Source organism: Chloroflexota bacterium, assembly GCA_016219275.1.
GTDB lineage: Bacteria > Chloroflexota > Anaerolineae > UBA4142 > UBA4142 > JACRBM01.
This window is the reverse complement of sequence record JACRBM010000060.1, coordinates 96,957-123,743: the sequence shown is the minus strand read 5'-3', so window position 1 is coordinate 123,743 and position 26,787 is coordinate 96,957. Positions and strand designations below refer to the sequence as shown.

Sequence of the window (26,787 nt, the reverse complement as noted above, 5' to 3'; positions counted from 1 at the left end):
CTCACCGTACACCTCCAAAAATCTTTGTCAAGTCCCGCTGCACACAAGGCAAGTCCGCATTCTGCGCGTACAGATTATGCAGCTCTTGCCCGCATTTCTCGATCATGTTATGTGATGAATCGTTCTTTACTCTGAGCATCAAGCGCCCCAACATGATTTTCGCCGCCAAGAAATCAAGTTGATACTTGACCTTGCCGGAAACAATGTCATTCCAAACCGAGTTCTGCACGGATGGCACATCCATCGTCACTTACTCCTTATAGATTTGTCAGCCAAGGTATCACCGTGAAAATACGTAGATAGCCGAACCTCATGTAAAACAAAACCGTTCTGGCGCGGTACCAGAACGGTGAAGGCGAGTCCGCCCCTCATCGTCGAGGTAGGTCCCTAGATGATTACTTGAAATATATACTTTCCCGATTGTTCTTTCAAGAGTACCATTGGTCGTGCGCGGATAGTACTCTAGAACGACGATGCCAGTAGCATAGTGATACTGTATCAAGCGATTGACAACGCTGTCAAGAGAAAGAAAGGTGCATTTGACTTGCCGAATGGGTAATCTATTGCTACCGCGATGGGTAACGCCTCCGAGCATCAAATAAGACGCTCGCCGGCGGCTTTGAATACGACCTCCGCACGTCGCTTCACTTTGAGCTTTTGCATAATGTCGCTAATGTGAAACTTGATCGTGTTCGGACTCAGGAACAACCGTTCGCCAATTTCCTTGTTCGTGAGTCCCTGCGCGATCAGTCGCACGATCCCAAGCTCCTGATCGGTCAAGGTCAGCGCGGGCGCGGCTTCCTTCGATGCGCGGCGCGCGCGTTGCAGGACGGCTTGCGTGACCTTTGGATCGAGCACCGATTCGCCTCGGTGAATCGCGCGAATCGTCCGCGTCAACTCGTAGACATCCACGTCCTTCAGCAGATACCCTTTCGCGCCGGCGTCAACGCACTCGAGCACTTCTTGACCGTTGGAGATCGCGGTCAAAATCAGAATGGCGATTCCAGGGTATTGCGCGGTGGCGCGGCGACAAACCTCGGTCCCGCTAATGTCCGTCAGCTTGAGATCCAAGAGTACGATATCGGGGTGCACGCGGTCAATCAAGTTGAGCGCCTCCGCGCCGGCGCCGGCTTCGCCGACCACTTGCAAGCCAGGTTCCAATTCCAGGAGCGAGCGCAACCCTTGCCGCACCACTTGATGATCGTCCACCAATAAAATCCGAATGGTCTCCATGAATGCTCCTAGCCCGGAATACGCGTGATGATGCGTGTCCCCTTGTCTTCGCCTCGGCAAATCGTACATGTCCCCTTGAATTCTTCTGCGCGCGCGATCATGTTCCTGAGACCAAATCTTGCGGCGGACGATTCCGCCCCGGATGCGCCGGCGCGAATACCGATGCCATCGTCAACGACGGTCAGCACCATGGCGTCTGGCTCAAACGTCAACTCCACATTGACCCGCTGGGCTTGCGCGTGCTTGAACACATTGTAGAGGGCTTCCTGGCAAATGTGATAGAGCGCGTTCTCCACTCCGGTCGCGGGATGGCGTGGCGCACCTTTCACCGCGATCTTGGCGGCGATGCGGGAGATGTTTTCAAAATCGCCGACCAATTTCTCCAACGCGCGCGCCAGTCCCAGTTCCGCGATGCTGACCGGCGACATACCCAGGATCGCGTTGCGAATTTCGTACAAGCCGTTGCGCGCCAATTGTTTTAACAAAACGATGCGCTCTTCCACCGACGAGTCGGGCGGCAGATGCTGCCGGCACCATTCCAGGTTCAGTCCAATGCTACTTAAAATCTGCGCGACGTCGTCGTGCAATTCGCGCGCAATCCGCTCGCGCTCGGTGCTGATGATCTGCTCGCGCTCCATCGCGTCAATTTCATCTTGCGCCATTTCCAGCTCGCGCCGTTTGCGCTCCGCTTCATTCTTTTGCTCGATCGCGATGCGGTACAATCCTTCCGCCTGCGCGCGGAGGTACTGACTCTCTTCGAACAACCGGGCATTCTGGATCGCGACCGTTGCTTGGTTCGCCAGAATCTGAAGCGTGGAGGCGTCATTCTCATCCATGTCATGATCCCCGGCAATTTGGAGCGAAATCGAACCTTCCAGTACTCCATCGCGCGACATGGGCACGGTCACAACATTACGAATCTGCTCGCAGGGGCAACCCTTGCGCGCCATACATTTGACGCGCATCGAACCAGACCCGAGGAGGGCTTGCTCGGTGAGGCACCAACCATGCTCCAAAAAATCCGCTTCGGTCCCATCTGCCTTTGCCTTGATCGGCGGATAGATGGCGCTGATTTCTTTGTAACCGTTCTTGATCACGAGAAAGACGAATTGACTGCCAAATACCTCAGCAACCGTTTTGACGATCGTTTGGAGCAGGACATCCACACCTTGCGTGGTCGTAGTCAGGGCGTGCGAAATTCGTTCCAGGGACGAAAGCGCGCGATCAAGTCGTTGCACTTGGTCGCGGAATCGTTCCGGAGGAATGTCGGTCGCCTCATCCATGGGTTGGATCATAATGTTCGTTTGCCCAATCTCTGGGAGTGGATCTGCCGGTATCACAACCACCTCGCACCGCGTTTTGGATATGCTTCTGTCGCCAGCAAGTCATCAACAGCGAATCGGGGAATCAGGGTGTGGAACATCATCGTGCGGAGACTCAGGCAGACTTGCACTTGCAAGTCCTTGCTCGCGGTTGGGTATGCGCGGGCAATCGCGATTTCGCATTTACATATAATTATTATATCGCGAATGGCGCGAATAACCAAAAAACGCGGCATCAGCTCTCCGCCACGCCAACCCCCATTCTGCTTTTGACAGTCATAATAGAGCTTGCTATAATCAATTTTGTCGGGTACGGCGTCGGCGTTTTCCATGCTTTTGCGACAACGCGAGAGTTGAAAAGCGCGCTGTCATTTTCAAGGTGATGCTCGCGACTGGATCAATCGAGCGCCTCGTGGTTAAACGCAGGCATTCTGCGCTCAACCACGAGGTTTTTTTTGGCAGAGGTCGGCGATGGAATCCATTCACGGGAACGAATCAAAACCAGAGTCTTTTCGCAGGACGGCGGCGGTATGTGGCATCGTCGTCGCGTCGCTTGGCGGGTTGGGGTTGTTCAGTTGGATTTCGGGACTGCGCGTCCTTGCCAGTCTCAACACCAACTATATCCCGATGGCGCCCGACACTGCAGCGTTATTTGTTTTGTTCGGATTGCTCCTGCTTGGCGCGACGCGTGATCGTTTGCCGCGTCGAATCAGAGCCATCGGCATGTCGCTGGTCGTCCTGGCATCGGTGTACGGACTGCTCAAGTTCATCGAGTATTTTGTGAAAGCCGACCTGACCTTTGAGAACATCTTGTTTCCCGTCACCGAACAACTCGGCACTTTTCCACTCCGACGCATGTCCCCACTCACCGGCGTCTTTTTTCTGCTCGCGGGAATCGCGCTGTCGTTGGTTCTCTGGAAGCGCATTAGCCAACTTGACCGAAACCTGGTCGCTGGTCTGGGGGCTCTGATTTTCGGCGCGGGTTTTGTGATGCTGATCGGCTATGTTTTCGGAACGCCCTTGCTCTACGGCGGCGACATAATCCCGCTCGCGGCAACCACGACTCTCGCATTCCTGTTGTTGGGTTGTGGGTTGGTCGCCGCCGCCGGTTCGGACAACGTTTTTCTTCGTCCCTTCGCCGGTCCCTCTGTTCGCGCCAGAATGTTGCGCGCCTTTCTCCCGTTGACCGCCGCCTTCGCGCTGATTCAGGGGTTTGTGCACGAGATCATTACCGCGTCGTTTGAGTTGAATTACGCGGTGTTGTCGGCGTCGTTCACACTGCTTTTCGTCGCGGCGACCGCGATGATCGTGACCCAAGTGGCGCGCGTCATCTCGCACAACATAGATCGCGCCGAGGCAGAACGCCAAAAGGCGCAAGAGGAAATCGCGAGCCTGGCGCGCTTCCCCGCCGAAAATCCCAACCCTATTTTACGCGTGAATGAAGCGGGAGTGATTCTGTACGCGAATGAAGCGAGCGCGCCGATCTTGCGCGCCTGGAATCGAACAGTCGGCGAAGGCGTCCCGGACGATTGGCAAACGCTCGCGACGCAGGCGCGGGCGCAACGACAGCATCAATCGCTGGAGACCAACCTGAACGGACGAACCTATGCGGTTGTCCTCGTGCCGGTTGTAAACGGCGGATACGTCAATCTCTACGCGCGTGACATCACCGAGCAGACGCGCGCCCAGGAATCGCTGCGCGAATCCGAACAGCACTATCGCGGTCTGTTCGATACGATGCTCCAAGGCGTCGTCTATCAGGACGCGCAAGGCGCGATCATCTCGCTGAATCCCGCCGCCGAGCGGATTCTCGGCAGGACTAGAGCGGGGTTTCTCGGCGAGAGTTCGGTCGGCGTCGAGCACGACACACTGCGCGAAGATGGCTCGCCGTTTCCAGGCATGGACCATCCCGCCATGGTCGCGTTACGCACCGGGCTTCAAGTGCGCGATGTCGAAATGCAAGTGTACAATCCCAGGGAGCGCCAGTACCGCTCGATCAACATTACCGCAGTGCCGCTATTCCGTCAAGGCGAGGACGCGCCCTACCAGGTCTATACGGTCTTTGACGACATTACCGACCGCAAGCGTGTTGAGGAAGCGTTGCGCACGAGCGAAGAGCGCTATCGTGGATTGTTCGAGCACCTGGTCGAGGGCTACGCGTATTGCCAGATGCTCTTTGAGAACGGTCAACCGAAAGACTGGATCTATCTCACGGTCAATGACGCGTTCACGACTCTGACGGGCTTGCAGAATGTTACCGGGAAACGTGTGACTGAAGTCATCCCCGGCATCCGCGAAGCCGACCCAGAGCTATTCAACATTTATGGGCGGGTGTCGTTGTCTGGCAACCACGAAAAGTTCGAGATATTCGTCGCGGCGTTGCAGATGTGGTTCTCCATCTCTGTGTACAGCCCGGCGAAGGGATTCTTCGTCGCGGTATTCGACGTCATCACCGAGCGCAAACGCGCGGAAGAAGAAATTCGCCGGTTGAACGAAGAACTCGAACAGCGCGTCGTCGAACGCACCGCGCAACTCCAAGCCGCGAACAAGGAATTGGAGGCGTTCTCGTACTCCGTTTCACACGACTTGCGCGCGCCCTTGCGCGCAGTGGACGGCTACACCCGCATCTTGCTCGAAGATTACGAACGCGTTCTCGATGCCGAAGGCAAACGCGTCTGCAACATCGTGCGGGACGAAGCGCAACGTATGGGTCAGTTGATTGATGACCTGCTCGCCTTTTCCCGGTTGAGCCGCGTGGAAATGCAGTCCTCGCCACTCGACATGACGACATTGGCGAACGAAGTATTCGATGAATTGACGCGGCGCGAAAATCGCGCGCGGATTGATTTCGCCGTAGCCGCTCTGCTGCCCGTCGCGGGCGATCCGACCTTGATCCGCCAAGTGTGGGTGAATCTCATCTCCAATGCCCTCAAGTTCTCGTCCAAGCGCGCCCGCGCGATGATCGAAATCGGTAGTACATCAAGCCCAGATGAAAATATCTACTATGTGCGCGATAATGGCGCGGGCTTTGAAATGCAGTACGTTAACAAATTGTTCGGCGTCTTCCAGCGTTTACACAGCGAAAGAGAATTCGAAGGAACCGGCGTGGGATTGGCGATTGTGCAACGCGTGATCCATCGTCATGGTGGACACGTTTGGGGCGAGGGTGAGGTAGACCAGGGCGCGACGTTCTACTTTACGCTTCCCCGTAAAGGAGCATCATTATGAGTCAACTCGATGCGGTAGATATTTTGCTGGTAGAAGATAACCCCTACGATGCAGAACTCACGATCCGCGCCTTCAAAAAGCGCAACCTGGCTAATCGGCTCTACATAGTGGAAGATGGCGCGGAGGCGTTGGATTTCATTTTCGCGCGCGGCAAGTACCCGGAGCGCACGGTGACGAATGGACCCAAAGTCGTACTGCTAGACCTGAAACTGCCCAAAGTAAACGGACTCGAAGTGCTCCGCGCGATCAAAGCCGATGAACGGACCCGCATGACGCCGGTCGTCATCGTGACTTCTTCGTCCGAAGACCCGGACATCAAGGCGGCATACGAACTAGGCGCGAACAGTTACGTCGTCAAGCCGGTGGATTTCGATGTTTTCTTGGATGCCATGAGCACGCTCGGCTTTTATTGGTTGTTGGTGAACCAATCGCCTAAATGATCGCGCGGTCTATGGTTCACCGGTTTCGCTTTTGGCAATATCAGATTCGGTCGGTGGTGACGCAACGCGCGAAATGACACCCGGATTGTTACAAAAAATGGCAAATGAACCGATTCGCATATTGATCGTCGAGGATTCGTCGAGAGATGCGGAACTCGCCCAACGCGAAATTCGCAGGTCGCTTGGACCATGCGTGTTCCGCAATGTGGAGACGCGCGAAGACTATTTGACCGCGCTCGAAACATTCCAGCCCGACCTCATCCTCTCAGACTATAGTCTACCCCGCTTCGACGGCATGACCGCGCTGAAACTGGCGCTCGAGCGTGTTCCGCTTACGCCCGTGGTCGTCTGGACTGGCTCGCTGAATGAAGACATCGCCGTCGAGTGCATGAAAGCCGGCGCAACTAACTACATCATCAAAGAAAACATTAAACGATTGGGACCCGCGGTGGTTCACGCGCTCGCAGAGAAACAAGTAGGCGTGGAACGGAAACGCGCCGAGGAGGCGCTCCGGGACAGCGAAGCGCGTTATCGCCTTCTCGCGGAGAATGCCAGCGATGTCATCTTCGCGATGGATATGAACCTTCACTTTACTTATATTAGTCCTTCAGTCACCCGGCTGCGTGGTTATACGGTCGAAGAAGCCATGGCGCAAACCGTCGTCGAGATCCTGACGCCCGCGTCGCTAGAATTGGTGGCAAACGCTTTTCAAGAAGCGCTGGCTATCGAAGACAGGGCATACCAGAATTCGCCGCCATCGCGCACCCTGGAGTTGGAAGAATATTGCAAAGACGGCTCGACCGTCTGGGTGGAAATCACTTTTACATTTCTCCGCGACGCGCAAGACCAGATGATTGGATTCCTGGGAATTACGCGCGACATTACCGAACGCAAGCGCGCCGAAGAGCAAATTCAGAAAAACGCCGCACGCGCGGAGGCGCTGGCGCGGGTCGCCGCGCGACTCAATGCCCAACTCGATATGAACGCGGTACTCGGCGCGGTGTGCGAGGAAACCGCGCGCGCGCTCAACGTCCCCGGCGCGACCGTGACCTTGTACGATGAACATGAGCAAGTGCTTTACTATGCCGCCGATTTTGGAATGCCGGCGGAGTACCTGGCGCGCGCCCAGCCCGTGCCGCGCGCGTTCTTCGACCGGTACCTTTTAGAGGAGCGCACTGTCTTGGTCATTCCGGACATCCAAGCAAGACGCGAGTTTCCCAATACCCCCTTGTTTACCGACTTGAACATTCACACGGTTGTCAGCGGGGCGATGCAACGCGACAGTGAACTGATCGGTTCGCTGAACATCTACTCGTTCGGCGAAATCCGTCAGTTTGCCGACGACGAACTCGCGTTGCTCAAGGGCTTGGCGGACCAAGCCGCGCTCGCGATTGCGAATGCGCGCTTGTACGAGCAAGAGCGCGCGAGCCGAACGGAACTCGACGCGCTTTTCGCCGTCTCCTCGCGACTGCGCGAGGCGCAGGGAGCCGACAACGTTGCGAAACTCGCGTTGCGCCAAACCATGGAAATCTTCCACGCGGATGCTGGGACGCTCACGCTGAAACAACTCAATAGTGATCAATTCAAAATTGCGTTTGCCGAAGGACATATCGCGTCCGCGGTAGGGCACACGCATGGAACCGAAGGGACCATCGGTGGAATAGTCCTCCACACACGACGCCCCTACGTCACGTTGGATTATGCCAGTGACCCCCGGCGTCTGGTTCTCGAAGCCACCGAGCACATTGGTCCCGCGGCGTTCGTGCCCTTGCAATCCGAGATCGAGTTCTTGGGCGTGATGATGATCGCGCGCCCGCGCACGCCGGACGCCAAACCCTTCTCGCCCGCCGAAGTGCGTTTGCTCGCCACCATCGGCGAGATGGTGGGCAACACCTTGCGCCGCGCGCGCCTGTACGATGACGCGCAACGACGCTTGGAGCGCACCCAGGCATTGCACCAAATTGATATCACCATCACGTCTAGTTTCGATTTGCGTTTTACGATTGGCGTCTTTTTGGAGCAAGCCACAACGCAACTCCACGTGGATGCCGCCGAGGTCTTGCTCTACGATCCGCATTCGCATATCTTGGAATACGTGGCGGGACGCGGTTTTCGGTCGAGCGCGACGAGCCAAACGCGGTTACGGCTGGGGGAAGGGTATGCCGGGCGCGCGGCGCTGGAACGCCGAATTATCACGGCGTCCCACTGGGACAAGGATACGAACGGGTTGGCGCGTACGACCTGGCTCGGCGGCGAAGATTTCGTGGATTATTTCGCCGTGCCGCTCATCGCCAAAGGCGACATCAAAGGTGTTTTGGAAATCTTTCATCGCGCGCCCATCGAGGCGAATGCCGAATGGCTCGAATTTTTGAACACCCTGGCAACCCAAGCCGCCGTGGCGATAGACAACGCCACCCTCTTTAACAACTTGCAGCGCTCGAACATCGAACTCGCGCTTGCCTACGATGAAACGATTCACGGGTGGTCGCGCGCGTTAGACCTGCGCGATCGGGAGACTCAGGGACACACCGAACGAGTGATGGAGCTAACCTTGCGCCTGGCGCGCGCGATGAACATTCCTCAGGAAGACATGGTGCACATCCGGCGCGGCGCGCTCTTGCACGACATTGGCAAAATGGGCGTGCCCGATTCAATTCTACTCAAGAGCACCAAACTAAGCGACGACGAGTGGCAGATCATGCGCTCGCATCCCGAATCCGCGTTCCAAATGTTGGCGACGATTCCGTACCTCAAGCCGGCGCTCGACATTCCGTACTGTCACCACGAAAAATGGGACGGCACCGGCTACCCGCGCGGGCTAAAGGGCGAACAAATCCCGCTGGTCGCGCGCATCTTTGCCGTCGTGGACGTGTGGGACGCGCTGTGTTCCGACCGCCCTTATCGTCACGCGTGGAGCGAGGAAGCCGCGCTCAATTACATTCGGGAACAAGCCGGGAAACACTTCGATCCAAAGGTCGCCGCGATTTTTCTGCAATTAATATCCAACGGCGAGATTTGATCGGCGCTCCCGCGCGCGAACCTTGCTAAACAAGAATCCAGGTTTCTTCCCTGCGGGGAAACCTGGATTCTGATTTTTGATGGTGGGTGTGCCGTTACTTGGTTTGACTGAAGCCGGACTGATTAAAGGTGAACTTGATCGAATGTTCACCTTGACGCGCCTCCAACACGACCGGCTTTTTCCACAGTTCAAAAATATACCCCATCGTTTTCTCCGCGTAGCGCGCGTCCAAATCGCCCAGCGATCCTTTCTCGTGCTGCAAGCGCAACTCGCTGGGATGCGCTTCGACGACGACGATTTTCGGCGCGCCGTAATTATAGTGCGGCGCAAGGAGCGCGCGCATCACGTCGTCGTACGCGCGACTCTTGACGCGAATATCGTGGTTGCTCGTATCCTCTTCGTCGGCGTATCCATAACTGAACAGATTCAGTTTCAGCGCCAACTCTTTGGTGAGATAATTGGACAAGAACGAAATGTCGTTCTCGGTCGCGCGCACTTCGAACAATTTGGCAAACCCATCCTGGCGCGATTCGCCCGCCGCGTACTGCGCGTCCCAGCGCGTCTTGATATCCACGAGGATTTTGTAACCGAGGTAGTACGGATTGAGTTGGAGCCGACCGCCTGGTTGCACCACGCTCGAATGGAGTCGCGCAAATTCGAGCGTCTCGCTCGGCGTGAGGTTTTGGTAGCGATTCAAAACCTCGGCGTGCCAAAATGATGCCCAGCCCTCGTTCAGAATCTTGGTCTCAAATTGCGGGAAAAAGTAATACGCTTCTTCGCGGATGATCTCCAGCACATCTTTTTCCCACGCCTCGATGGGCGCATAGTTGGCGAGAAACCACAGCAGGTCTTTTTCGGGATGCGGCGGGAGTTTGTCGCCGATGACCTGGGTCGTCACCGCGAATTGCCGTTCACCGAAAAGGTCTGCATACGGGGCTTGCGGAATTTCCCGCTCCACGACCTGCCGCGCCGGGTACCGCTTACGATTCAGCCCTTTGTGCGAGTCAATGTGCCGGTCGAGCGCAAAGCCAATATCCATGACATGCTCGACGCGCTCCAAACCGTACTTGTTGATGTACTCGTCAATGCGCCGCGCGTGTTCGACGGCTTCGTTCACCATATTGCGATTCGATCCGTCGAACCAGATATTGTTCCGGAAAAAATCGCTGTGCGCCAAAACGTGCGCGGCGACGAGCAGGTTGTCAATCTCTTCGTTCGATTCGAGCAGGAACGCGTAGCAGGGATCGTTGTTGAGCACGATCTCGTAGATTTTCGACAAGCCCATCTCGCCGTGAATCTTGTGGTGATTGTAAACTTTGCCGTAACTCCAATGTTGCGCGCGCGTGGGCAAACCGTACGCGGCAATCTCGTGCATGATGTCGAGTGGAATCACTTCAAAGTACGTGTCGAAAGGACGCAGCCCCGCATCCCGCGCCAGTTTTTCGATCTCGATTACGCGATCTTCAAACATGATTAACTTTCCCGCACTTGAAGAAACTCGCGCAACGCCTGATAGACCTCATCGCGTTTTTCAATCGTCACGGCGATAAAGCGCGAATTCGCGATGGAGCCGAATTCGTGGAGGAGCGTGCTCCACTGCGGCGTGCTATGCGCGCCGCGCCCGGCGTATGCAAAGAACTCGTTATAGTTCACTTCGCCATAGCCCACCATCGTGCTGACCTGCAGTAAATCTTTGACCAGACTCAGGCAGCGCGCGTTATCGTCCGCATAGTTATCGCCGTCGGAAAAATGAAAGACATAGTTGTTCCAACGCGAGGATGGATGGTGCTTGGTGATATGGTCGAGCGCGAGCGCGTACGCGCTGCTGCACATCGTGCCGCCGCTGTTGGAGAGCGTAAAGAAATCTTTTTCGGGGACAATCGCGGCTTGCGTGTCATGCGCGATGAAAATCGTTTCGACCGTGCGGTATTTGAGTTGCAAAAAGCGCACCATCCAGAAAAAGAAACTTTTGGTGATGTACTTTTTTTCCGTCGTCATCGAGCCGCTGCGGTCCATCAACAGGTAGACGGCGCAATGCGAATGGAATTCGGTGCGGATTTCGGGCACGCGAAAACGCAAATCGTCGTCAACGATTTTCCCGATCTGGGGTTTGCCCTTGGCGGCGCGGCGTTTGAGTGTTTGCTTCAGGGTGCGCCGCCGGTCGAGATTGGCGGGCGAACCTTTTTTGCGAATATCCTCAAAGCGCCACGCCTCGATCTTGATCTGGTCCTTTTGCTTTTGCACAAGCCAGGGCAAAGCAAGGTCTTCGAGCATCATCCGGGTCAGTTCGTCGAGCGAAATCTCGGCTTCGTAGATCGCCTCCCCCGGTTGATCGCCGGCTTGCCCAGGCGCGTTGTCTTCGCCGTCGCGCGCGATCACATCGCCAACTTGCCCCGGACCTTGACCGACGCCGCGTCCGTTCGTCGCGCGGTCGAAGATGAAACGATACTGGTCGAGATACCGCACTGGAATCTTGACCATCTTTTGTCCGTCGGACGTGATGATCGTTTCCTCGGCAATCAATTCCTTAAGGTTCTGCTTGATCGCATCGCGCACGCGTTTGTCGTGACGAATCGAATCTTTCAACCCGCGCCGGCGCAAGTCCCACGGAACAGCCATACTGGAAATTGCCACTGCCATATCAAACCTTTGCGAATTACCAATTACTAATTACCGCTTACCAATTACTGATTTCGAGATACGTAAATGGTATGTGGTATGTGGTAAATGGAAATTGGTAATTGGTCATTACTTTTCCCGTGCGAGCAACGACGACACGTACTTGAGCAACTCGTTCGAACACTCGGAGCAATAGCCCTCGCGCTCGACTAGCGTGTTGACGACTTGGTTGATTTTGCGAAGTTGTTCGGGATCGGGGTTGCGCGTGGACACCGTAAGTTTGATCGTGTCGCGCCGTTCGTCAAACAATTGTCGCTCGATGGCTTCACGCAACTTGTCGTGCGTGCGGTAATCGAAAGGTTCGCTGCGACGCTGCGCCATCGCCACCTTGCGGAAGATTTCGTTGCGGAACGCGTCCTTGCCGCTTTCCGAGACTTTGACCTTGTCCTCGATCGAGCGCATCAATTTTTCGTTGGGCGGCAATTCTTCGCCGGTGATCGGATCGGTGACTTTGCGGTCGTCGAGGTACGCTTCGACATTATCCAGATAATTGTCGAGCAAAGTCTGCGCCTCTTTTTCGAACGAAACGAAGAACGCTTTTTGAACATCCGTGCGCGCGATTTCGTCGTACTCTTTGCGCGCGTCGGCGATCAAGTTGATGTAGCGTTCCTTGTGTTCCTTCGTCATGCCGCTGTGCCCTTCGATGCCGTCCTTGATCGAACGGAGTGCGTCAATCGGATTGACACATTTGGCGCTGGGCTTGGTGAACGCCGCGCTGATGCGGTTGATGACAAAGCGCGGCGAGATGCCGTCCATGCCTTCGCGTTCGGTCGCTTCCTTGATTTGCTTGATGTCTTTCTGGCGAAAACCTTCCACATCCTCCGCGCCGTCATACAACTTCATCTTTTTGATCAGCGTCAGCCCCTTGATCTTGGGTTCTTCCAGACGCGTCAGGATCGCAAACATCGAAGCCAGTTCCAGTGTGTGCGGCGCGATGTGGATGTTGCCGAATTTCGATTGGCGGAGCAATTTGTCGTAGATTTTCTGCTCGGCAGACACGCGCAAGTTGTACGGCATCCGCACGACGATCATGCGGTCTTGCAACGCTTCCGATTTTTTGTCCGCCATAAAGGTGTTGAACTCGGCTTCGTTCGTGTGTGCGACTACGACTTCGTCCGCATAGATCAACGGAAAGCGTCCGGTCTTGATATTTTTTTCCTGGGAGAGCGTGAGCAGGACGTACAAGAATCGCTCGTCCGCCTTGAGCATTTCGATAAATTCCATCAGTCCGCGGTTGGCGACATTCAGTTCGCCGTCGAACCGATACGCACGCGGATCGGATTCCGAGCCGTACTCGCCAATCGTCGCCAGATCAATCGAGCCGACCAGCTCGGTAATGTCCTGGGATTTGGGGTCAGCGGGGACGAACGTGCCAATCCCCATGCGTTCGCGTTCGGAAAAAAAGACGCGCTTGACGGGGACGGCGTAAATATCGTTGCGATATTTGTTGGTCAGGTTCATCGCGCAGCGTGGGCAAAGTTCACCCTCGATCTGGATTTTGTACTCATGCAGAAAATCAGGACGGATCGAATGCGGAACGAGGTGAAGTGGTTCTTCGTGCATCGGACAATCGGCAATCGCGTAGACCGCGCCGATGGGAGTGCGCGTGTATTCTTCCAAGCCACGCTTGAGCAAAATCACGAATTGACTTTTGCCGGACGATGGCGGTCCGTAAATCATCAAGATTCGTCGCCCTACGTCCGAACCGAGCGACGCGGCTTTGAAATACTCCATGATTTGCGCCAGCGCCTCGTCCACGCCGAACAAATCCTTCTGGAAAAAGAGATACTTTTCCGCGCCGGTCGTCTCATCGGTTTCCACCCCGGCGGAACGCACCATTTCGTAAATGCGCGCATGCGCGAGTTGGGCGGCGTGAACATTCGCGTGGACAATCGCGAGATAGTCGCGGAAGGATCCGCTCCACTCGTTCGCCTTGTGGCTCTCGGTGTGCGCATCTAATCGGTTGATCAAGTCACTCATCGTAATTTCTCCTGTTACATCTGCAAAAAATCCCGGGGGCAACTAGATGCCTCCCGGGAGCGACACGTTTTTCGATAGAGCAACTGCCTGTGCGGCGCTTTAGCGACGATGCTCGATGCTGGGAACGAAACAGGACGTAGCGTTGGAGTTGGTGTAGGACGATTAGAGCAATCGTTTTGAATTAGCGAACTGCTCCTTGATTGGTTGTGTTGGCGATGTGGTAATTGATCGGTCCTTTTTGCTGGATTGGAAAACGGTCGTGTTGCAATTTCGTCGCGCTTGCATGTGACTCGCTATTAAACGAAAACCGTTCTAGAGTTGGACCAGAACGGTGAATGCGACAGAGTTCCTCGTCATTGAGAAAGTCACTACCTTTGGCGTCATTCCCTCGCGCTCCCGGAAGACCGCGAGGGATCTTACTGCCCGAATTATACGCCATTCGATTATTTTGGCAATAGCCCAACCTGGCGATGACTTTAATCCTATCACCGAAAACACAAACCGCATCAAGTCACCGCGAGAAAATATTTCCTCCTCTGTGTTCGCGGCAGCCCTTTGTTAGATAATACGTTCCCGGCTCATTGCGGGATTGCTGTTGGTACGCGGCGTGTGCCCGGACAGAGCGGGGCATCCAGTTTTCACACCAGTCTCAACGTCTGCGCCTGCGCGATGGCTTGCGTCCGGCTATTCACTCCGAGTTTACGATAGATATTTTCAAGGTGCGTCTTGACCGTGCACGTCGAAATGCAAAAGCAGTCGGCGATTTCCTGGTTCGATAAACCCGCGCTCACCAAACGCAATACTTCTTGCTCGCGCGCGCTAATGGACGCGGCAGTAGAGAGCGCGGCGAGTTCGTGTTTGGGCAAGGGCGTGTATCCGCCATTGGCGGATCCAAGCAAACGCACAAGTTGTTTGGCAAACATTTGCGTTTCGCCGGTCAGGTTGCCAGTGTGCAGAACGAGCGTGAGCAACGACGCGACCTGAGACCCGTAATCCAGGAACGGGCGCAGGAATCCTTCCGGGCTGGCAAGCCGAAGCGCGTCAGTCATCGCTTGGCGCGCCTGATTCGGTTTGTTCTGCTTGAACAACGCGAGCGCGCACAATATCCGCGTACCCATCAACGGCTCTCGATACAAACCGTGCGGGTATTCCGCGAGTAAGGCATTGAGAATTTCTTCAGCACCCGCGGCGTCGTGCTCCAACAGAATCTCGGCTTGGACGCGCCTGGAAAAGGCGTGCGTGGTTGCCTCGCCCGCTTCGTTCAACAGGCGTTCGGCGGACGCGCCGTCGCCTTGCCGCAAAACGAATAACGCCTGGTACGCGATCAAATCCTGGTTGAGCCACGCGCCGGACGGACGTTGGGTATTCAATTCGAGCGCGGCTTGAATCGTCACTTGCGCGGCGTCGTGATTCCCCTCCGCGGATTGAATCAGCGCGCGTGTCACCGCCACCATCACGCGCATATTCGAACTGGTGGGGTTCGGGTCCACCTCGGTCGCGCGCAGCAAAAGTTGATGCGCGTGCGCCAATTGGTTGCGCTCGTAGCACACGCGGCTCATTGTCGTGAGCGCGATGCTCGCCGGTTCCGGCAATTTGCCGCGCCGCGCCAGGGCTTGTTGCAAAACCTGGTGCGCGATCTTTTCACTGCGCCGCAGATTGCCGCGGGATGCCGCGATACACGCGCACGTACCGCCCGCCATCAACATCACAAAAAGATGGCGGCGCGCCTGCGCCGCTTCGTATACCTCTTGCGCGATGGCTTCCGCTTGATCGAGTTGTTGCCGCATGTTGAGACGAAAGCGCGCCAGCTCGTTCAACATTTGCCACACCTCGGCATGTTCACCGTTCGTCGGCAATTCGGCGGACGCGCCCGTCGCCCACGCGCGCTTGAGTCGCTGGATCTCGAGTAACACGGCTTGCTCGTCGCGCGTCTGTTCCGCCAGCGGCTTGCGCGCGATGGACGTTTCGGTGTGCGCCAAAAAGCGTTCCACTTCGGTTTGCGATAACGCCATCTTCGCCAGACGCACAAAGACCGCCAGCAAGGTCTTGTGATGTTGCATCACCGTCTCGGGCAATTGTTGCAGCCACTGGAGTAAGCGCGAGTCTTCGCCGAACTGTTCGAGTTCGCGCAGTGCCACGCTTTCGATGAGCGCGGCGGCTTGTTCCCACTCGCCAATCGCGAGAAAATGATGTACCGCCTCGGCCGGCGCGTTCTGTGTGCGATACCATTCCGCCGCGCGCTGATGCAACTGCCGAATCTCGCCGGGGAATTGCGCCTGTAATTGACTGCACAACATTTCGGCGAACAAATCGTGATAGCGATACCAGTCTTGTTCTTCCAAGCGCACGAGGAAAAGATTTTCTTGCCATAGACGCGCCAACATCTCCGCGCCATCGTTTTGCCCGGTCACCGCATCGCACAAACCGCCGGTCAAATGTTTCAACACCGCCGTCCGGAGGAGAAACGTTTGAACGGCAGGCGATTGTTGATGCAGGATGCTCTCCATGAAATACTCGTGCAGGTACGCGTGCGCGCCGGAAAAATTCGCCATGAACGCTTGCCGATCGTTATACTGCGTCAACGCTAATGTTGCGAGCGTAAGCCCGGCGACCCAGCCCTCGGTACGTTTGACCAACGTTTGCATATCGCCGAACGCCAAACGCCGGTTCGGATTGCGCCGCCACAAGAAATCAATTCCTTCTTCCACAGTAAAGCGCAAATCCTCCGTCTTTAACTCGGTGACGATTCCCTTTGCACGCAAACGACCTAGCACGATCGGCGGTTTGGTGTGACTGGAAATTATCAAGCGCAATGCGGGCGGCAAATGTTCGATCAAGGTTTGAAGTGAGGCGTGAATGACCGGCTGTTGAACGTGGTGATAGTCGTCCAAAATCAACGCCATCCCGCGAGGAGGATTTTCTTCATCCATCACCCGTACGATTTCATTCGAAAGCGCGACGACGATTTCGGAACTTGCGCTAGCCGAGGACATCTGGAGTTGAGAGAGCAGTGCGTGACCCAGGTTCGGGTAATTCGTTCGCAGAGACAAAAGGACCGTGGACCAAAAACGCGACGGCGAATTGTCGTCCGCGTCGAGCGAGACCCAGGCAACCGGCATCGCGCACGTTTGCCGCCATTCGTTGAGCAAGGTGCTCTTGCCAAATCCGCTCGGCGCGTAGATAATCGTCACCGGCGCGGTCAATTGCTGCGTGAGGCGCGGACGCGCGACGAGGTCTTGCGGCAACGTCGGGGGTTTGATTTTGGTCAGGGGTAAAAAAGACAACTCGCTCGTCGTTGCCTGGGGAGGGCTGGTATCGGCAACCTGAATGAGCGGAGTTGTCAAGTCAACCGAATCGGATTGGCTCGCTAGCCGCGCCAGTGTCGTTTGACCGGCAAGGCGCGCGCTGGCTTGCTCGAAACATTCCTGGGTCAGTTCTTCCGATTTGCCCAAGTACGTCTTGGCAAGTTTCCCGGCGCGCCAACGATAGGCGTACCAGTACGCGATCCCGCGTCGCGTTTCGCGGCGCGCGGTAAAGTACCCCGCGCCACCCTCGAAAACAAATCCTGGAGTTTGGTCGAGCCACGCGAACCACTGCGGCGAACCGACGCGAATGGGGTTGAGTGTGCCCGGCTCATCGGTCACCACGCGGTCGTGCCTAACAACCGGCTTGCTGGATTTCCGCATACGCCCTCCAAATCGAGACGGCGAACTTGCCCAACACCCGCGATTGTATCCGTGTTGGGCAAGTTGTCAATTTCTGCCCTCCGCCTTTTCCGCTTCTTTCGGCGATGCCCTTCCGTCTACAATCCGCCAAACGAAGGATGGGCAACGGTGCGATTCTGCGCTATCCTGATTGCCAAATACTCCTGGGGTAGCACCCCATTAAATCGTGGAGCATAGTCTGGACATTGGCAATTGAAATTGCCCCGCATGAGCCGTTGGCTGGTCGCCCGCCTACGCGGGCGAAATGCGGCGGAACGCCCACCAAAAGCGACACTTGCACCGCACCCCTTCGGGAGTGCAGGTGTTTCAATCGCCCCATTTTGACTCCACGATTCAGTATAGAGCTACCACACTCCAGGGACAAGGCAGTCCGAATTACTCACTACGGTGGTCTACTTGTGGCAATGGCGCAATCGCAAGTTTTTCGCAACCTCTTTCTTCAACCCCACGTCATTGCGCGCGATGCGCTTGCCCGCGCGTCGTCATACTGAAAATAAAGCCCTAATCGAAGCTCCGAACCTTGACAGTAGTCTGGCAAGTACCCATGAGAGGAGGTGGTTGAAGAGCTTGGAAAATTCTTTGAACGATTTGTGCTAAAGTCAACTCAACTTTTCAAGGAGGAGATGCGATGAACCGAAAATTGATTGCGAGTATCGTGTTGTTGATGTTGGTTGGACTTGTCGTTGTGAGCGCGTGCACTACTCCAACTACCGCGCCAACAACCGCGCCCACTCAACCCCCCGCCGCCGCGCCGACCAAAGCCGCCGCGGAACCGACCAAAGCCGCTGCCGCGCCAACCTCTGCGCCCGCCGCGGCGACCAAAGCGCCCGCGCCAACCTCTGCGCCGGTCGCGCCGGGTCAACTCCCGCGCAACGAAACGCTCTACATCGGTGGCTTCCAGTGGGGACCACCGGCAACCTTCAATCCTCTGGCTGGCGTTCCAGCCTGGCCCAGCACCGGCATTCACGAGCAGATTTATGAAACATTGTTCGCGTTCAACGTGGCGACCGGTAATCTCGATCCGCTACTCGCGAAAGAGTACAAATTCACGGACGCAACGACCGTTGTGATTACGTTGCAAAATGGTACGCAGTGGCAGGATGGCAAACCACTCACGACGGACGACGTGGTCTACACCTTCGGACTTGCCAAGACGAACAAGGACCTGGTCTATAGTGACTTTTGGCGTTATGTGACTGAGATGACGTCTACCGGCGACCGCACGATCCAACTCAAACTCGATCCCAAAGTGATCAACCCTGGGATCGTCAAGCAACGTTTGGCGACGACGCGTATTCTGCCCAAGCATATTTGGACGGAACGCGAAAAATCCGGCACGGCTCTATCACAAATCGTAGACAACGCGCCAGTCGGCTCGGGTCCCTACAAATTGCAGGTTGCTTCGGCGGAGCGCGTCGCGTTGGTGCGTGACGACAACTACTGGGGCAAATCCATCTATGGTGCTCCCGCGCCCAAGTACATCGTCCATCCGATTTTCAAGAGCAACGACGACGGCAACCTCGCCTTTCAACGCGGCGAAGTGGACATTTCGCAACAGTTCACGCCGCAAATTTGGTTGATGTGGGAACAGAAAAAACAACCGGTGGGTACGTGGTTCAAACAAGAACCGTACTATATTCCCGGCAGCATCCCGATGATGCACATCAACACAAGCAAGAAGGGCTTGGATAATCTCAAAGTACGCCGCGCGCTCGCGTATTCGATCAACTATCCGCTCATCGCGCAGACTGCCATGTCGCGCTATTCAGCGCCGGTTCAATCCAGTCTCATTCTCCCCACCGGCGGCGAAGCCAAGTACTTTAACGCCGAACAAACCAAGAGTCTCGGCTGGGAGTACAATCCGGCAAAAGCCAAAGAGATTCTGGAAAAAGAACTGTCCGCCAAGAAAGGCGCGGACGGAATCTATGTGTTGCCCGATGGCACGCGCCTCGGTCCCTGGAAAGTCATCACCCCGTACGGCTGGACGGACTGGATGACCGCGCTCTCCCTGGTCTCGCAAAGCGCGAAAGAAATCGGCATTGACATCAACACCGAATTTCCCGAACAACCGGTCGTGACGAGCCGCGTGCGGAACGGCGACTTTGACTTTGCCCTGTTTGGCATCACGGGCGCGACACCCGCCGCGCCGTGGCAACGCATCCGCGATATGATTGACGACCGCGATGTGCCCGATCGCGGGACTCAAGCGTTCTGGAACTTTGGTCGCTTCAAACCCCCAGCCGGCACGTACGAACTGCTGGACAAAGCCGCCGCGGCAACCGACGAGGCAACCCAGAAGCAACTGTTCGGTCAACTCGATAAAATCTTTATCGAGAACATTCCTGGGATCGGGTTGATGTACCGCCCGCTCGAGTTCTACGAATTCAATGAAACGGTCTGGACGGGCTTTCCGACTTCGGACAATCCCTGGGCTCCGCCGATGCACCAACAAGCCGGGATCAAAATCCTCTACAAGATCAAGCCGAAGTAGAGTTGGAAGTTAGAGGTTGGAAGTTGGACGTTAGAGGTTGGAGGTTGGAAGTTGGAAATTGGATGGTGGAGATTTGCGGACAACAACGATTTTCCGATTTGCATTCCGCCATCCGCAACCTCTAACGTCCAACATCCAAACTCCAACCTCCTATCCCCAAACCAAGGCGGGAAAAGATGACGCGATTTCAAAGTTATCTGCTCAACAAAATCCTTTGGTTCATGCTGGCATTTTGCATTGCCTTGACTCTCAACTTTTTATTGCCCCGACTAATCCCAGGTAATCCAGTAGATGTCATCGTCGGCGAGATGGCAACGGGTGGAACGTTGAGCAGCGAGACCGCGCAAAAAGTTTACGCCGCCTACATCAGCGAATTCGGGCTGGATCAACCGATGTGGATGCAGTTCCTGCTCTATGTGCGAAACTTGACGCGGGGTGACCTGGGAATCTCGTTCGCGCGTTCCCCGTCGCGTGTGCAAGACCTGATCGCGCAGGCGTTGCCGTGGACGATTGCGCTCCAACTGCCGGCGATTCTCGTCGGCTGGACGCTGGGCAATGTCCTGGGTGTGCTGGTCGCTTACAAGGGCGGCTGGTTGGATCGCGGCGTGTTTCCAACGTTCATGTTCATATCGAGTATGCCGTACTATTGTTTGTCCATCATCCTGCTCTATCTGTTCGCCGTGTACTGGAATATCTTTCCCGCCGCGGGCGGTTATAGTTTTGCGCTGACGCCAACCTGGAGTTGGGAATTTGTGCGGAGTGTGTCGGAACACTACATTCTGCCATTTGGCTCGCTCGTGTTGATTTTTATCGGTGGGCAAGCGATTGGTATGCGCGCCATGTCTATCTACGAGCTGGACGCGGATTACGTGCGTTACTCGCGCAGTCTGGGCGTCGCCGACAACCGGATCATCGCCTACATTTTTCGCAACGCGATGTTGCCCCAGGTCACCGGGTTGGCTTTGGCGATTGGCTCGATGGTGAGCGGCGCGCTCATCACCGAGGTCGTCTTTTCGTACCCTGGGATCGGCAGTTTGCTGTTCGGCTCGATTCGCCAAAACGATTATCCGGTCATTCAAGGAATCACCCTCTTGCTAATGGTCGCGGTCTTGGCGGCGAATTTTCTAGTTGACCTGGCATACGGCTTTATTGATCCGCGCATTCGCGCGCGCACATCCGGGGAACGGTAAGGAGTCACCATGGCGAATCTCATGCGCCTCAACCGGCGATTTTTGTTCAGCGTGATCATGTTGTGCTTGGTCATCAGTTTTGGTTTTCTCGGTCCGGTGATCCTGGGCAGGGACAAACCGTTGGCGACGGTTGGCGGGCTGTACGACCACCCCTCGGAAAAAGCGTGGCTGGGCACGGACAATTTCGGACGCGATGTGTTCACCCAGTTAATGCACGGCATTCGCACGTCGCTCATCATCGGAGCGATTGCCGGCGCAGAAGCCATCTTGATCGGACTAGTGATCGGGACGTTGGCGGGTTACATTGGCGGCATCGTCGAAGAGGTGTTGATGGCGACGACCAACGTGGTGATCACGATTCCCTCCATCGTGATTTTGATTTTGCTTTCGATTGCGATTAGCACGCGTTCCATCGTCGCGATGGGATTGATCATCGGGCTAACCAGTTGGCCCTGGACGGCGCGCGCGGTGCGCGCGCAAACGAGCAGTCTGCGCACGCGCGAGCACGTGGACATTGCGCGTCTCTCCGGCGCGGCAACTTTTGGATTGATCATCTGGGAAATCTTGCCCTACATGTTGTCGTACGTCGTGATGGCATTCGTCCTGCAACTCAACACCGGCATCTTGCAAGAAGCGACGTTGAGTATGCTGGGCTTGGGTCCGAGTGACACGATCTCGCTGGGGCAAATGTTGCACTGGGCGTTGTTGTGGGAATCGGTCCGCACCGGGGCATGGTGGGGCTTTGTGCCGCCCGCGTTGTTCCTCACCCTGATTGCCTTTTCGCTTTTGTTGTTGCAATCAAGCGTGGACGAGTTGTTGAACCCGCGTCTGCGAAAGGCATAGTGGATAGTAAACAGTAGGACAGTGAGACAGTGTTCAGTATTCAGTATTCAGTTCACGTTTCACGCTTTACGCTTTACTTGTATACCTGTCTACCTGTTTACGTTTTACGTTTCACGTTTCACGTATCACGCATCACGGGAGTATGACGAGATGATTGTCAAAAACGTCCGCGCCTACTATGCGGTTGGCACGGGTCCCGAAGTTAAAGCTGTAGACGGCGTTTCGTTCGCCATTCGCGAGGGCGAAGTGCTGGGCATCGCCGGCGAATCGGGATGCGGCAAGTCCACACTCGCCGCGGTGATGGCGTTGACCGCGCGCGCACCGCTCCTCGTCAAGAGCGGCGAAATGTCGCTCGACGGCGAAACGCTTCCGCTGACCCATCAACTTGACGCGCCGCGCGCGTGGCATGGCAAAAAAGTTGCGTTGCTTCCACAACGCGCGATGAATTCGCTGAATCCAACCGCGCGCGTCCGCGATGTCGTCGTGGATGTCGTGCGCGCGCACGATCCCACGATTCAATCGCGCGCGGCAATCGAGCAAGCGCGCGAGCGATTGGAGCAAGTGTCGTTGCCGTCGCGCGTGCTCGAAAGTTACCCGCATCAATTGAGCGGCGGAATGCGCCAGCGCGTCGTCGCAGTGATTTCGACGTTGCTCAACCCCAAGGTGTTGATCGCGGACGAGCCGACCTCCGCGCTCGACGTGTCGTCGCAAAAGCAACTCATCTTGCTTTTGCAGTTGCTCTTGGAATGTCGTTTCATCACGCGCATTGCGTTCATCACGCACGACTTGCCGATGTTGAGCAACATCGCGCATCGCATCGTGGTGATGTATGCGGGCAAACTTGCCGAGATCGGCACGACGAGAGAAATTGTGGACTCGCCCCAGCATCCCTACACCAAGGCGCTGATTTGTTCGACGCTCGATCCCGATCCGCGCGTGCGAGCGTGTCGTCTCGACGGCATCCTGGGTGCGCCGCCCGATCTGCGTCGTCCTCCGAGCGGTTGTCGCTTTCAACCGCGCTGCCCGCACGCGCTAGAGATTTGCGCGCGTGAAGAGCCGCCCATTTTCGGCAGCGAGGAACGCTTTGCCGCGTGCTGGTTGCTGCACGAACAATTCCAAATCGCGAAGGAGAAACAGCGATGAGCGCGCAACCATCCCAGGTTCCTCTTCTCGAAACGCGCGACCTCTCACGCGTGTTTGGTCATGGCGCACGCGGCGTGCGCGCAGTGGATCGCGTGTCGTTCACGGTGCAACCCGGCGAGATCGTCGCCATCGTCGGCGAAAGCGGCAGCGGCAAGTCCACGCTCGCACGGCTCTTGTTGCGTTTGTTGGATGTGTCGAGTGGCAGTATTTTGTTGGACGGCGACGATGTCACGCAACTCAAGCGCACGGACGACCTTAAAAAATATTGGCAAAAAGTGCAAGGCGTTTTTCAAGACCCGTTCGCCGCGTTCAATCAGTTTTACACGATTCGCCGCGTTCTGGGCAACGCGTTGAACGTGCTCGATCATCGCTTGACGGACACGGAACGTTTGCCGCGCGTCGAAGCAAGTCTGCGCGAAGTGGGCTTGGACCCCGACGACGTGTTGAACAAATTGCCCCATCAACTTTCGGGCGGGCAGGTGCAGCGCGTGATGATCGCGCGCGCGTTGGTCGTGGGACCCAAGTTGTTGATCGCGGATGAGCCGACGAGTATGCTCGACGCATCGCTGCGCGTCACCGTGCTGAATCTATTGCTCGATCTCCGCAAGCGGCATAACACGACGATTCTGTTCATCACGCACGACCTGGGGCAGGCGTACTATTTGAGCGACCGCATCCTGGTCATGTATAACGGCGAATTGGTCGAAAAGGGACCGGTTGAGTATGTGTTAGCAAATCCGCAACACGAGTACACCAAACGCTTGATGACCGATGTGCCGCGTTTGCATGGATGGGGCACAGCGTGATTTTGCTCTTCTCCTCCTTCGCCCTCTCTCGCCTCTCTTGCGAAACAGTCGTCGGATTCGGAGAGGCGGAGAGGGTCGGGAAAATTTTTCGCCCACGAAGGACACGAAGGAACACGAAGAAGAAATAAATCTGGTGTCCCTTTGTGTCCTTCGTGGAAAAACATCAGTTTAGTTTCGGCGTGGGCGCGTTAGGAGAAAAGGCAGATGCTTTCACAATCACTAAAAGGTGCTTGGCAATTTCGCCGAGTGGGGACAACCGAGTGGTTGCCGGCAAACGTCCCCGGTGGTGTTCACACCGATTTGCTCGCGGCAAACAAAATCCCCGATCCCTTTGTGGGCGACAATGAACAGCGCGTCAAGTGGGTTGCCGAATCCGACTGGGAATATCGCCGCACGTTTTCGTGCGCGCCCGAATTGCTAAACGAGGATCACGTCCGGCTCGTCTGCGATGGACTCGACACGCTCGCGACGATCAAGCTCAACGGGCAGGAGCTGGGTCGGACCGACAATATGTTCCGGCAGTACACCTGGGATGTTAAACGATGGTTGCGCGCAGATGCGAACGAATTGCAAATCATTTTTGATTCGTCGGTGCGGTACATCGCCGAAAAGCAAAAGGTGCGCGCGCTCCCTGGCACCTCGCACCCAATTCCCGGCGGACCGTACCTTCGCAAAGCGCCGTGCCAGTTCGGTTGGGACTGGGGTCCGCAACTTCCGCCGATTGGAATTTGGAAAGACCTGCGTTTAGATGGATACACCGACGCGCGACTCGAAGAAGTACATTTGCGCCAACACCACGCCGACGGCAACGCGACCATCGAGGCGCGGATCGTCGTCGAGCGCTGGAGTGATGCGCCGCTTGCCGCGACGATGCGCGTCACTGCGCCGGACGGCGCGACCTGGGATGTGCGCGCGACGATTCCCGCGAGCAATCAGGGGACTCTGCAAATCCCAATCGCGAACCCGCAACTGTGGTACCCCAACGGCTATGGCGCGCAACCACTCTACGCTGTTCAAGTGACCATCGCACACGACAATGTGATCGTGGATCGCCGCGAGTATCGCATCGGTCTGCGAACGATCGAGGTGCGCCGCGAAGACGATCCATGGGGGCAATCGTTCGCGTTCGTCGTGAACGGTGTGCCGATATTTGCCAAGGGGTCGAATTGGATTCCGGCGGATTCATTCCCGACGCGCATCGGCGACGCGCACTTGGAAGGATTGATTCGCGCGACCGCCGACTCGCATCAAAATATGCTGCGTGTGTGGGGCGGCGGCTTGTACGAAGAGGAACGCTTTTACGATTTGTGCGACCGCTACGGCATTCTCGTGTGGCAAGAATTTATCTTTGCATGCAATGTTTATCCGCTCGACGATCCTGGGTTTGTCGAAAACGTTCGCGTCGAAGCGATCCAAAACATCCGGCGCGTGCGCCATCGCGCGTGTTTGGCGATGTGGTGCGGTAACAACGAGATCGAATGGCTCTACGCGCCGCGCGGTTGGAATCGTCCCGACTTGAGCGATTTGCAAGACGCGTACGTGCAGTTCTTTCATCACACGTTGCCGGAATGGTGCGCGGCACATGACCCCGCTCGTTTTTATTTGCCCAGCTCGCCCACGTCGTACACGCCGTTTGAAAATCCGAACGGACAGGAACGCGGCGACGCGCATTACTGGGACGTGTGGCACGGGCGAAAACCGTTCACCGCGTACCGCGATCAGTTTCCTCGCTTTATGAGTGAGTTTGGATTCCAGGCATTGCCGCCGCTCGCGACGATTCGGACGTTCGCCGATCAAGCAGACTGGAACATGACCTCGTACATCATGGAACAGCACCAGAAAAATGGAAACGGCAACAGTTTGATGGTTGGGCAGATGCTCGATACGTTTCGACTGCCCAAAGATTTCGACTCGCTCGTTTACTTGACGATGGTGCTCCAAGCTGAAGGCATTCGCTACGGCGTCGAGCATTGGCGGCGAAATATGCATCGCGTTGCCGGCACGCTGTATTGGCAACTCAACGATTGTTGGCAAGTCGCATCCTGGTCGAGTCTGGATTATTTCGGGCGTTGGAAAGCGTTGCACTATGCCGCGCGCCGATTCTATGCGCCGCTTTTGCTTTCCATCGAAGACCAGCCGCCCATGCAAACGCTTCACGTGACGAGCGATCTGCGCGAAACCTGGGAAGGCGTGATTCGTTGGTCGCTCGAAACACTCGATGGCAAGTTGCTGGCTTCAAGCCAAGAAAATGTGCGCGCCGCGCCGCTCGCTTCGACCCAGGTTCGCGCGCTCGATTTTGCAAATCGCGTGACGTACGACAATCGGCGCGAGTTGGTATTCATCGCGGAGCTGATGCAAGGAGAACATCGTCTCGCGTTGCAAACCGCGACCTTTGCGCCGACCAAGCATCTCGCGCTGACCGACCCGGCAATCACAGTAAACGCGCGCGAAGAGAGCGGCTCGCTAACGATCGAACTTTCGTCGCTCTCGTTCGCTCGGTTGGTCGAGTTGTCGCTGCGCGATGTGGACGTGGTTTTCAGCGACAACTATTTCGATTTGCCCGCCGGACGTACCGTCTCGATTACGTGTCCCTTGCCGGCGGGCTGGACGTTAGCGCAAGCGCGCGTCGCGCTCGCCATTCGCTCGGTGTACGATACGTACTAGACAATCGTGAGGCAAGTTTCCAAC

16 protein-coding genes are annotated in these 26,787 nt (G+C 56.3%); 9 read left to right on the top strand and 7 right to left on the bottom strand.

From position 1 onward, the window contains the following. Nucleotide 1: 1 nt before the first annotated feature. From HY868_17465 to HY868_17455, 3 genes are all read right to left on the bottom strand, one after another. Complete coding sequence (locus tag HY868_17465) at nucleotides 2-244, bottom strand: hypothetical protein (protein MBI5303929.1); 243 nt, start codon at nucleotides 242-244, stop codon at nucleotides 2-4. Between the two features lie 350 nt (nucleotides 245-594). Next, a complete protein-coding gene (locus HY868_17460; protein MBI5303928.1) occupies nucleotides 595-1,233 on the bottom strand; it encodes a response regulator transcription factor in 639 nt (212 codons plus the stop codon). Between the two features lie 8 nt (nucleotides 1,234-1,241). After that, nucleotides 1,242-2,573, bottom strand: coding sequence for a GAF domain-containing sensor histidine kinase (locus HY868_17455; GenBank protein MBI5303927.1), 1,332 nt, complete (start codon nucleotides 2,571-2,573; stop codon nucleotides 1,242-1,244). A 453-nt stretch (nucleotides 2,574-3,026) separates the two neighbouring features. Between HY868_17455 and HY868_17450 the strand changes: the two genes are divergently transcribed. The 3 genes from HY868_17450 to HY868_17440 all read left to right on the top strand — a co-directional run bounded on the left by HY868_17450 (nucleotide 3,027) and on the right by HY868_17440 (nucleotide 9,242). Then, on the top strand, nucleotides 3,027-5,783 hold the full coding sequence (locus HY868_17450) for a PAS domain S-box protein (protein MBI5303926.1): 2,757 nt from the start codon (nucleotides 3,027-3,029) through the stop codon (nucleotides 5,781-5,783). Beyond that, nucleotides 5,780-6,223: a response regulator gene (locus HY868_17445; GenBank protein ID MBI5303925.1), complete on the top strand. Its 444-nt coding sequence runs from the start codon at nucleotides 5,780-5,782 to the stop codon at nucleotides 6,221-6,223. Before HY868_17450 ends, HY868_17445 begins: the two co-directional genes overlap by 4 nt. 97 nt (nucleotides 6,224-6,320) lie before the next feature. Then, nucleotides 6,321-9,242 (top strand): GAF domain-containing protein, encoded by a 2,922-nt coding sequence (locus HY868_17440; GenBank protein ID MBI5303924.1) that lies wholly within the window; start codon nucleotides 6,321-6,323, stop codon nucleotides 9,240-9,242. A gap of 94 nt (nucleotides 9,243-9,336) precedes the next feature. Here HY868_17440 and HY868_17435 read toward each other — a convergent pair whose 3' ends face one another. The 4 genes from HY868_17435 to HY868_17420 all read right to left on the bottom strand — a co-directional run bounded on the left by HY868_17435 (nucleotide 9,337) and on the right by HY868_17420 (nucleotide 17,587). Continuing rightward, complete coding sequence (locus tag HY868_17435) at nucleotides 9,337-10,713, bottom strand: SpoVR family protein (GenBank protein MBI5303923.1); 1,377 nt, start codon at nucleotides 10,711-10,713, stop codon at nucleotides 9,337-9,339. Between the two features lie 2 nt (nucleotides 10,714-10,715). Next, the gene (locus HY868_17430; GenBank protein ID MBI5303922.1) at nucleotides 10,716-11,882 is read right to left on the bottom strand and encodes a DUF444 family protein; all 1,167 of its coding nucleotides are present in this window, start codon (nucleotides 11,880-11,882) and stop codon (nucleotides 10,716-10,718) included. Nucleotides 11,883-11,990: 108 nt separating this feature from the next. Further along, nucleotides 11,991-13,901, bottom strand: a complete 1,911-nt coding sequence (locus HY868_17425) for a protein prkA (GenBank protein ID MBI5303921.1) — start codon at nucleotides 13,899-13,901, stop codon at nucleotides 11,991-11,993. A 638-nt stretch (nucleotides 13,902-14,539) separates the two neighbouring features. Beyond that, nucleotides 14,540-17,587 carry a hypothetical protein gene (locus tag HY868_17420; GenBank protein ID MBI5303920.1) on the bottom strand — a complete coding sequence of 1,016 codons (3,048 nt, stop codon included), beginning with the start codon at nucleotides 17,585-17,587 and terminating at the stop codon, nucleotides 14,540-14,542. A gap of 703 nt (nucleotides 17,588-18,290) precedes the next feature. Between HY868_17420 and HY868_17415 the strand changes: the two genes are divergently transcribed. The 6 genes from HY868_17415 (at nucleotide 18,291) to HY868_17390 (ending at nucleotide 26,763) form a co-directional block, all read left to right on the top strand. After that, nucleotides 18,291-20,117, top strand: a complete 1,827-nt coding sequence (locus tag HY868_17415; protein ID MBI5303919.1) for an ABC transporter substrate-binding protein — start codon at nucleotides 18,291-18,293, stop codon at nucleotides 20,115-20,117. 176 nt (nucleotides 20,118-20,293) lie between these two features. After that, nucleotides 20,294-21,307, top strand: coding sequence for an ABC transporter permease (locus HY868_17410; protein ID MBI5303918.1), 1,014 nt, complete (start codon nucleotides 20,294-20,296; stop codon nucleotides 21,305-21,307). Nucleotides 21,308-21,316: 9 nt separating this feature from the next. Next, nucleotides 21,317-22,150 carry an ABC transporter permease gene (locus tag HY868_17405; protein MBI5303917.1) on the top strand — a complete coding sequence of 278 codons (834 nt, stop codon included), beginning with the start codon at nucleotides 21,317-21,319 and terminating at the stop codon, nucleotides 22,148-22,150. A gap of 150 nt (nucleotides 22,151-22,300) precedes the next feature. Then, nucleotides 22,301-23,293, top strand: coding sequence for an ABC transporter ATP-binding protein (locus HY868_17400; GenBank protein ID MBI5303916.1), 993 nt, complete (start codon nucleotides 22,301-22,303; stop codon nucleotides 23,291-23,293). Further along, nucleotides 23,290-24,099, top strand: a complete 810-nt coding sequence (locus HY868_17395) for an ABC transporter ATP-binding protein (GenBank protein MBI5303915.1) — start codon at nucleotides 23,290-23,292, stop codon at nucleotides 24,097-24,099. Before HY868_17400 ends, HY868_17395 begins: the two co-directional genes overlap by 4 nt. A 204-nt stretch (nucleotides 24,100-24,303) precedes the next feature. Continuing rightward, nucleotides 24,304-26,763 (top strand): glycoside hydrolase family 2 protein, encoded by a 2,460-nt coding sequence (locus HY868_17390; protein ID MBI5303914.1) that lies wholly within the window; start codon nucleotides 24,304-24,306, stop codon nucleotides 26,761-26,763. The last annotated feature ends 24 nt before the right edge of the window (nucleotides 26,764-26,787 follow it).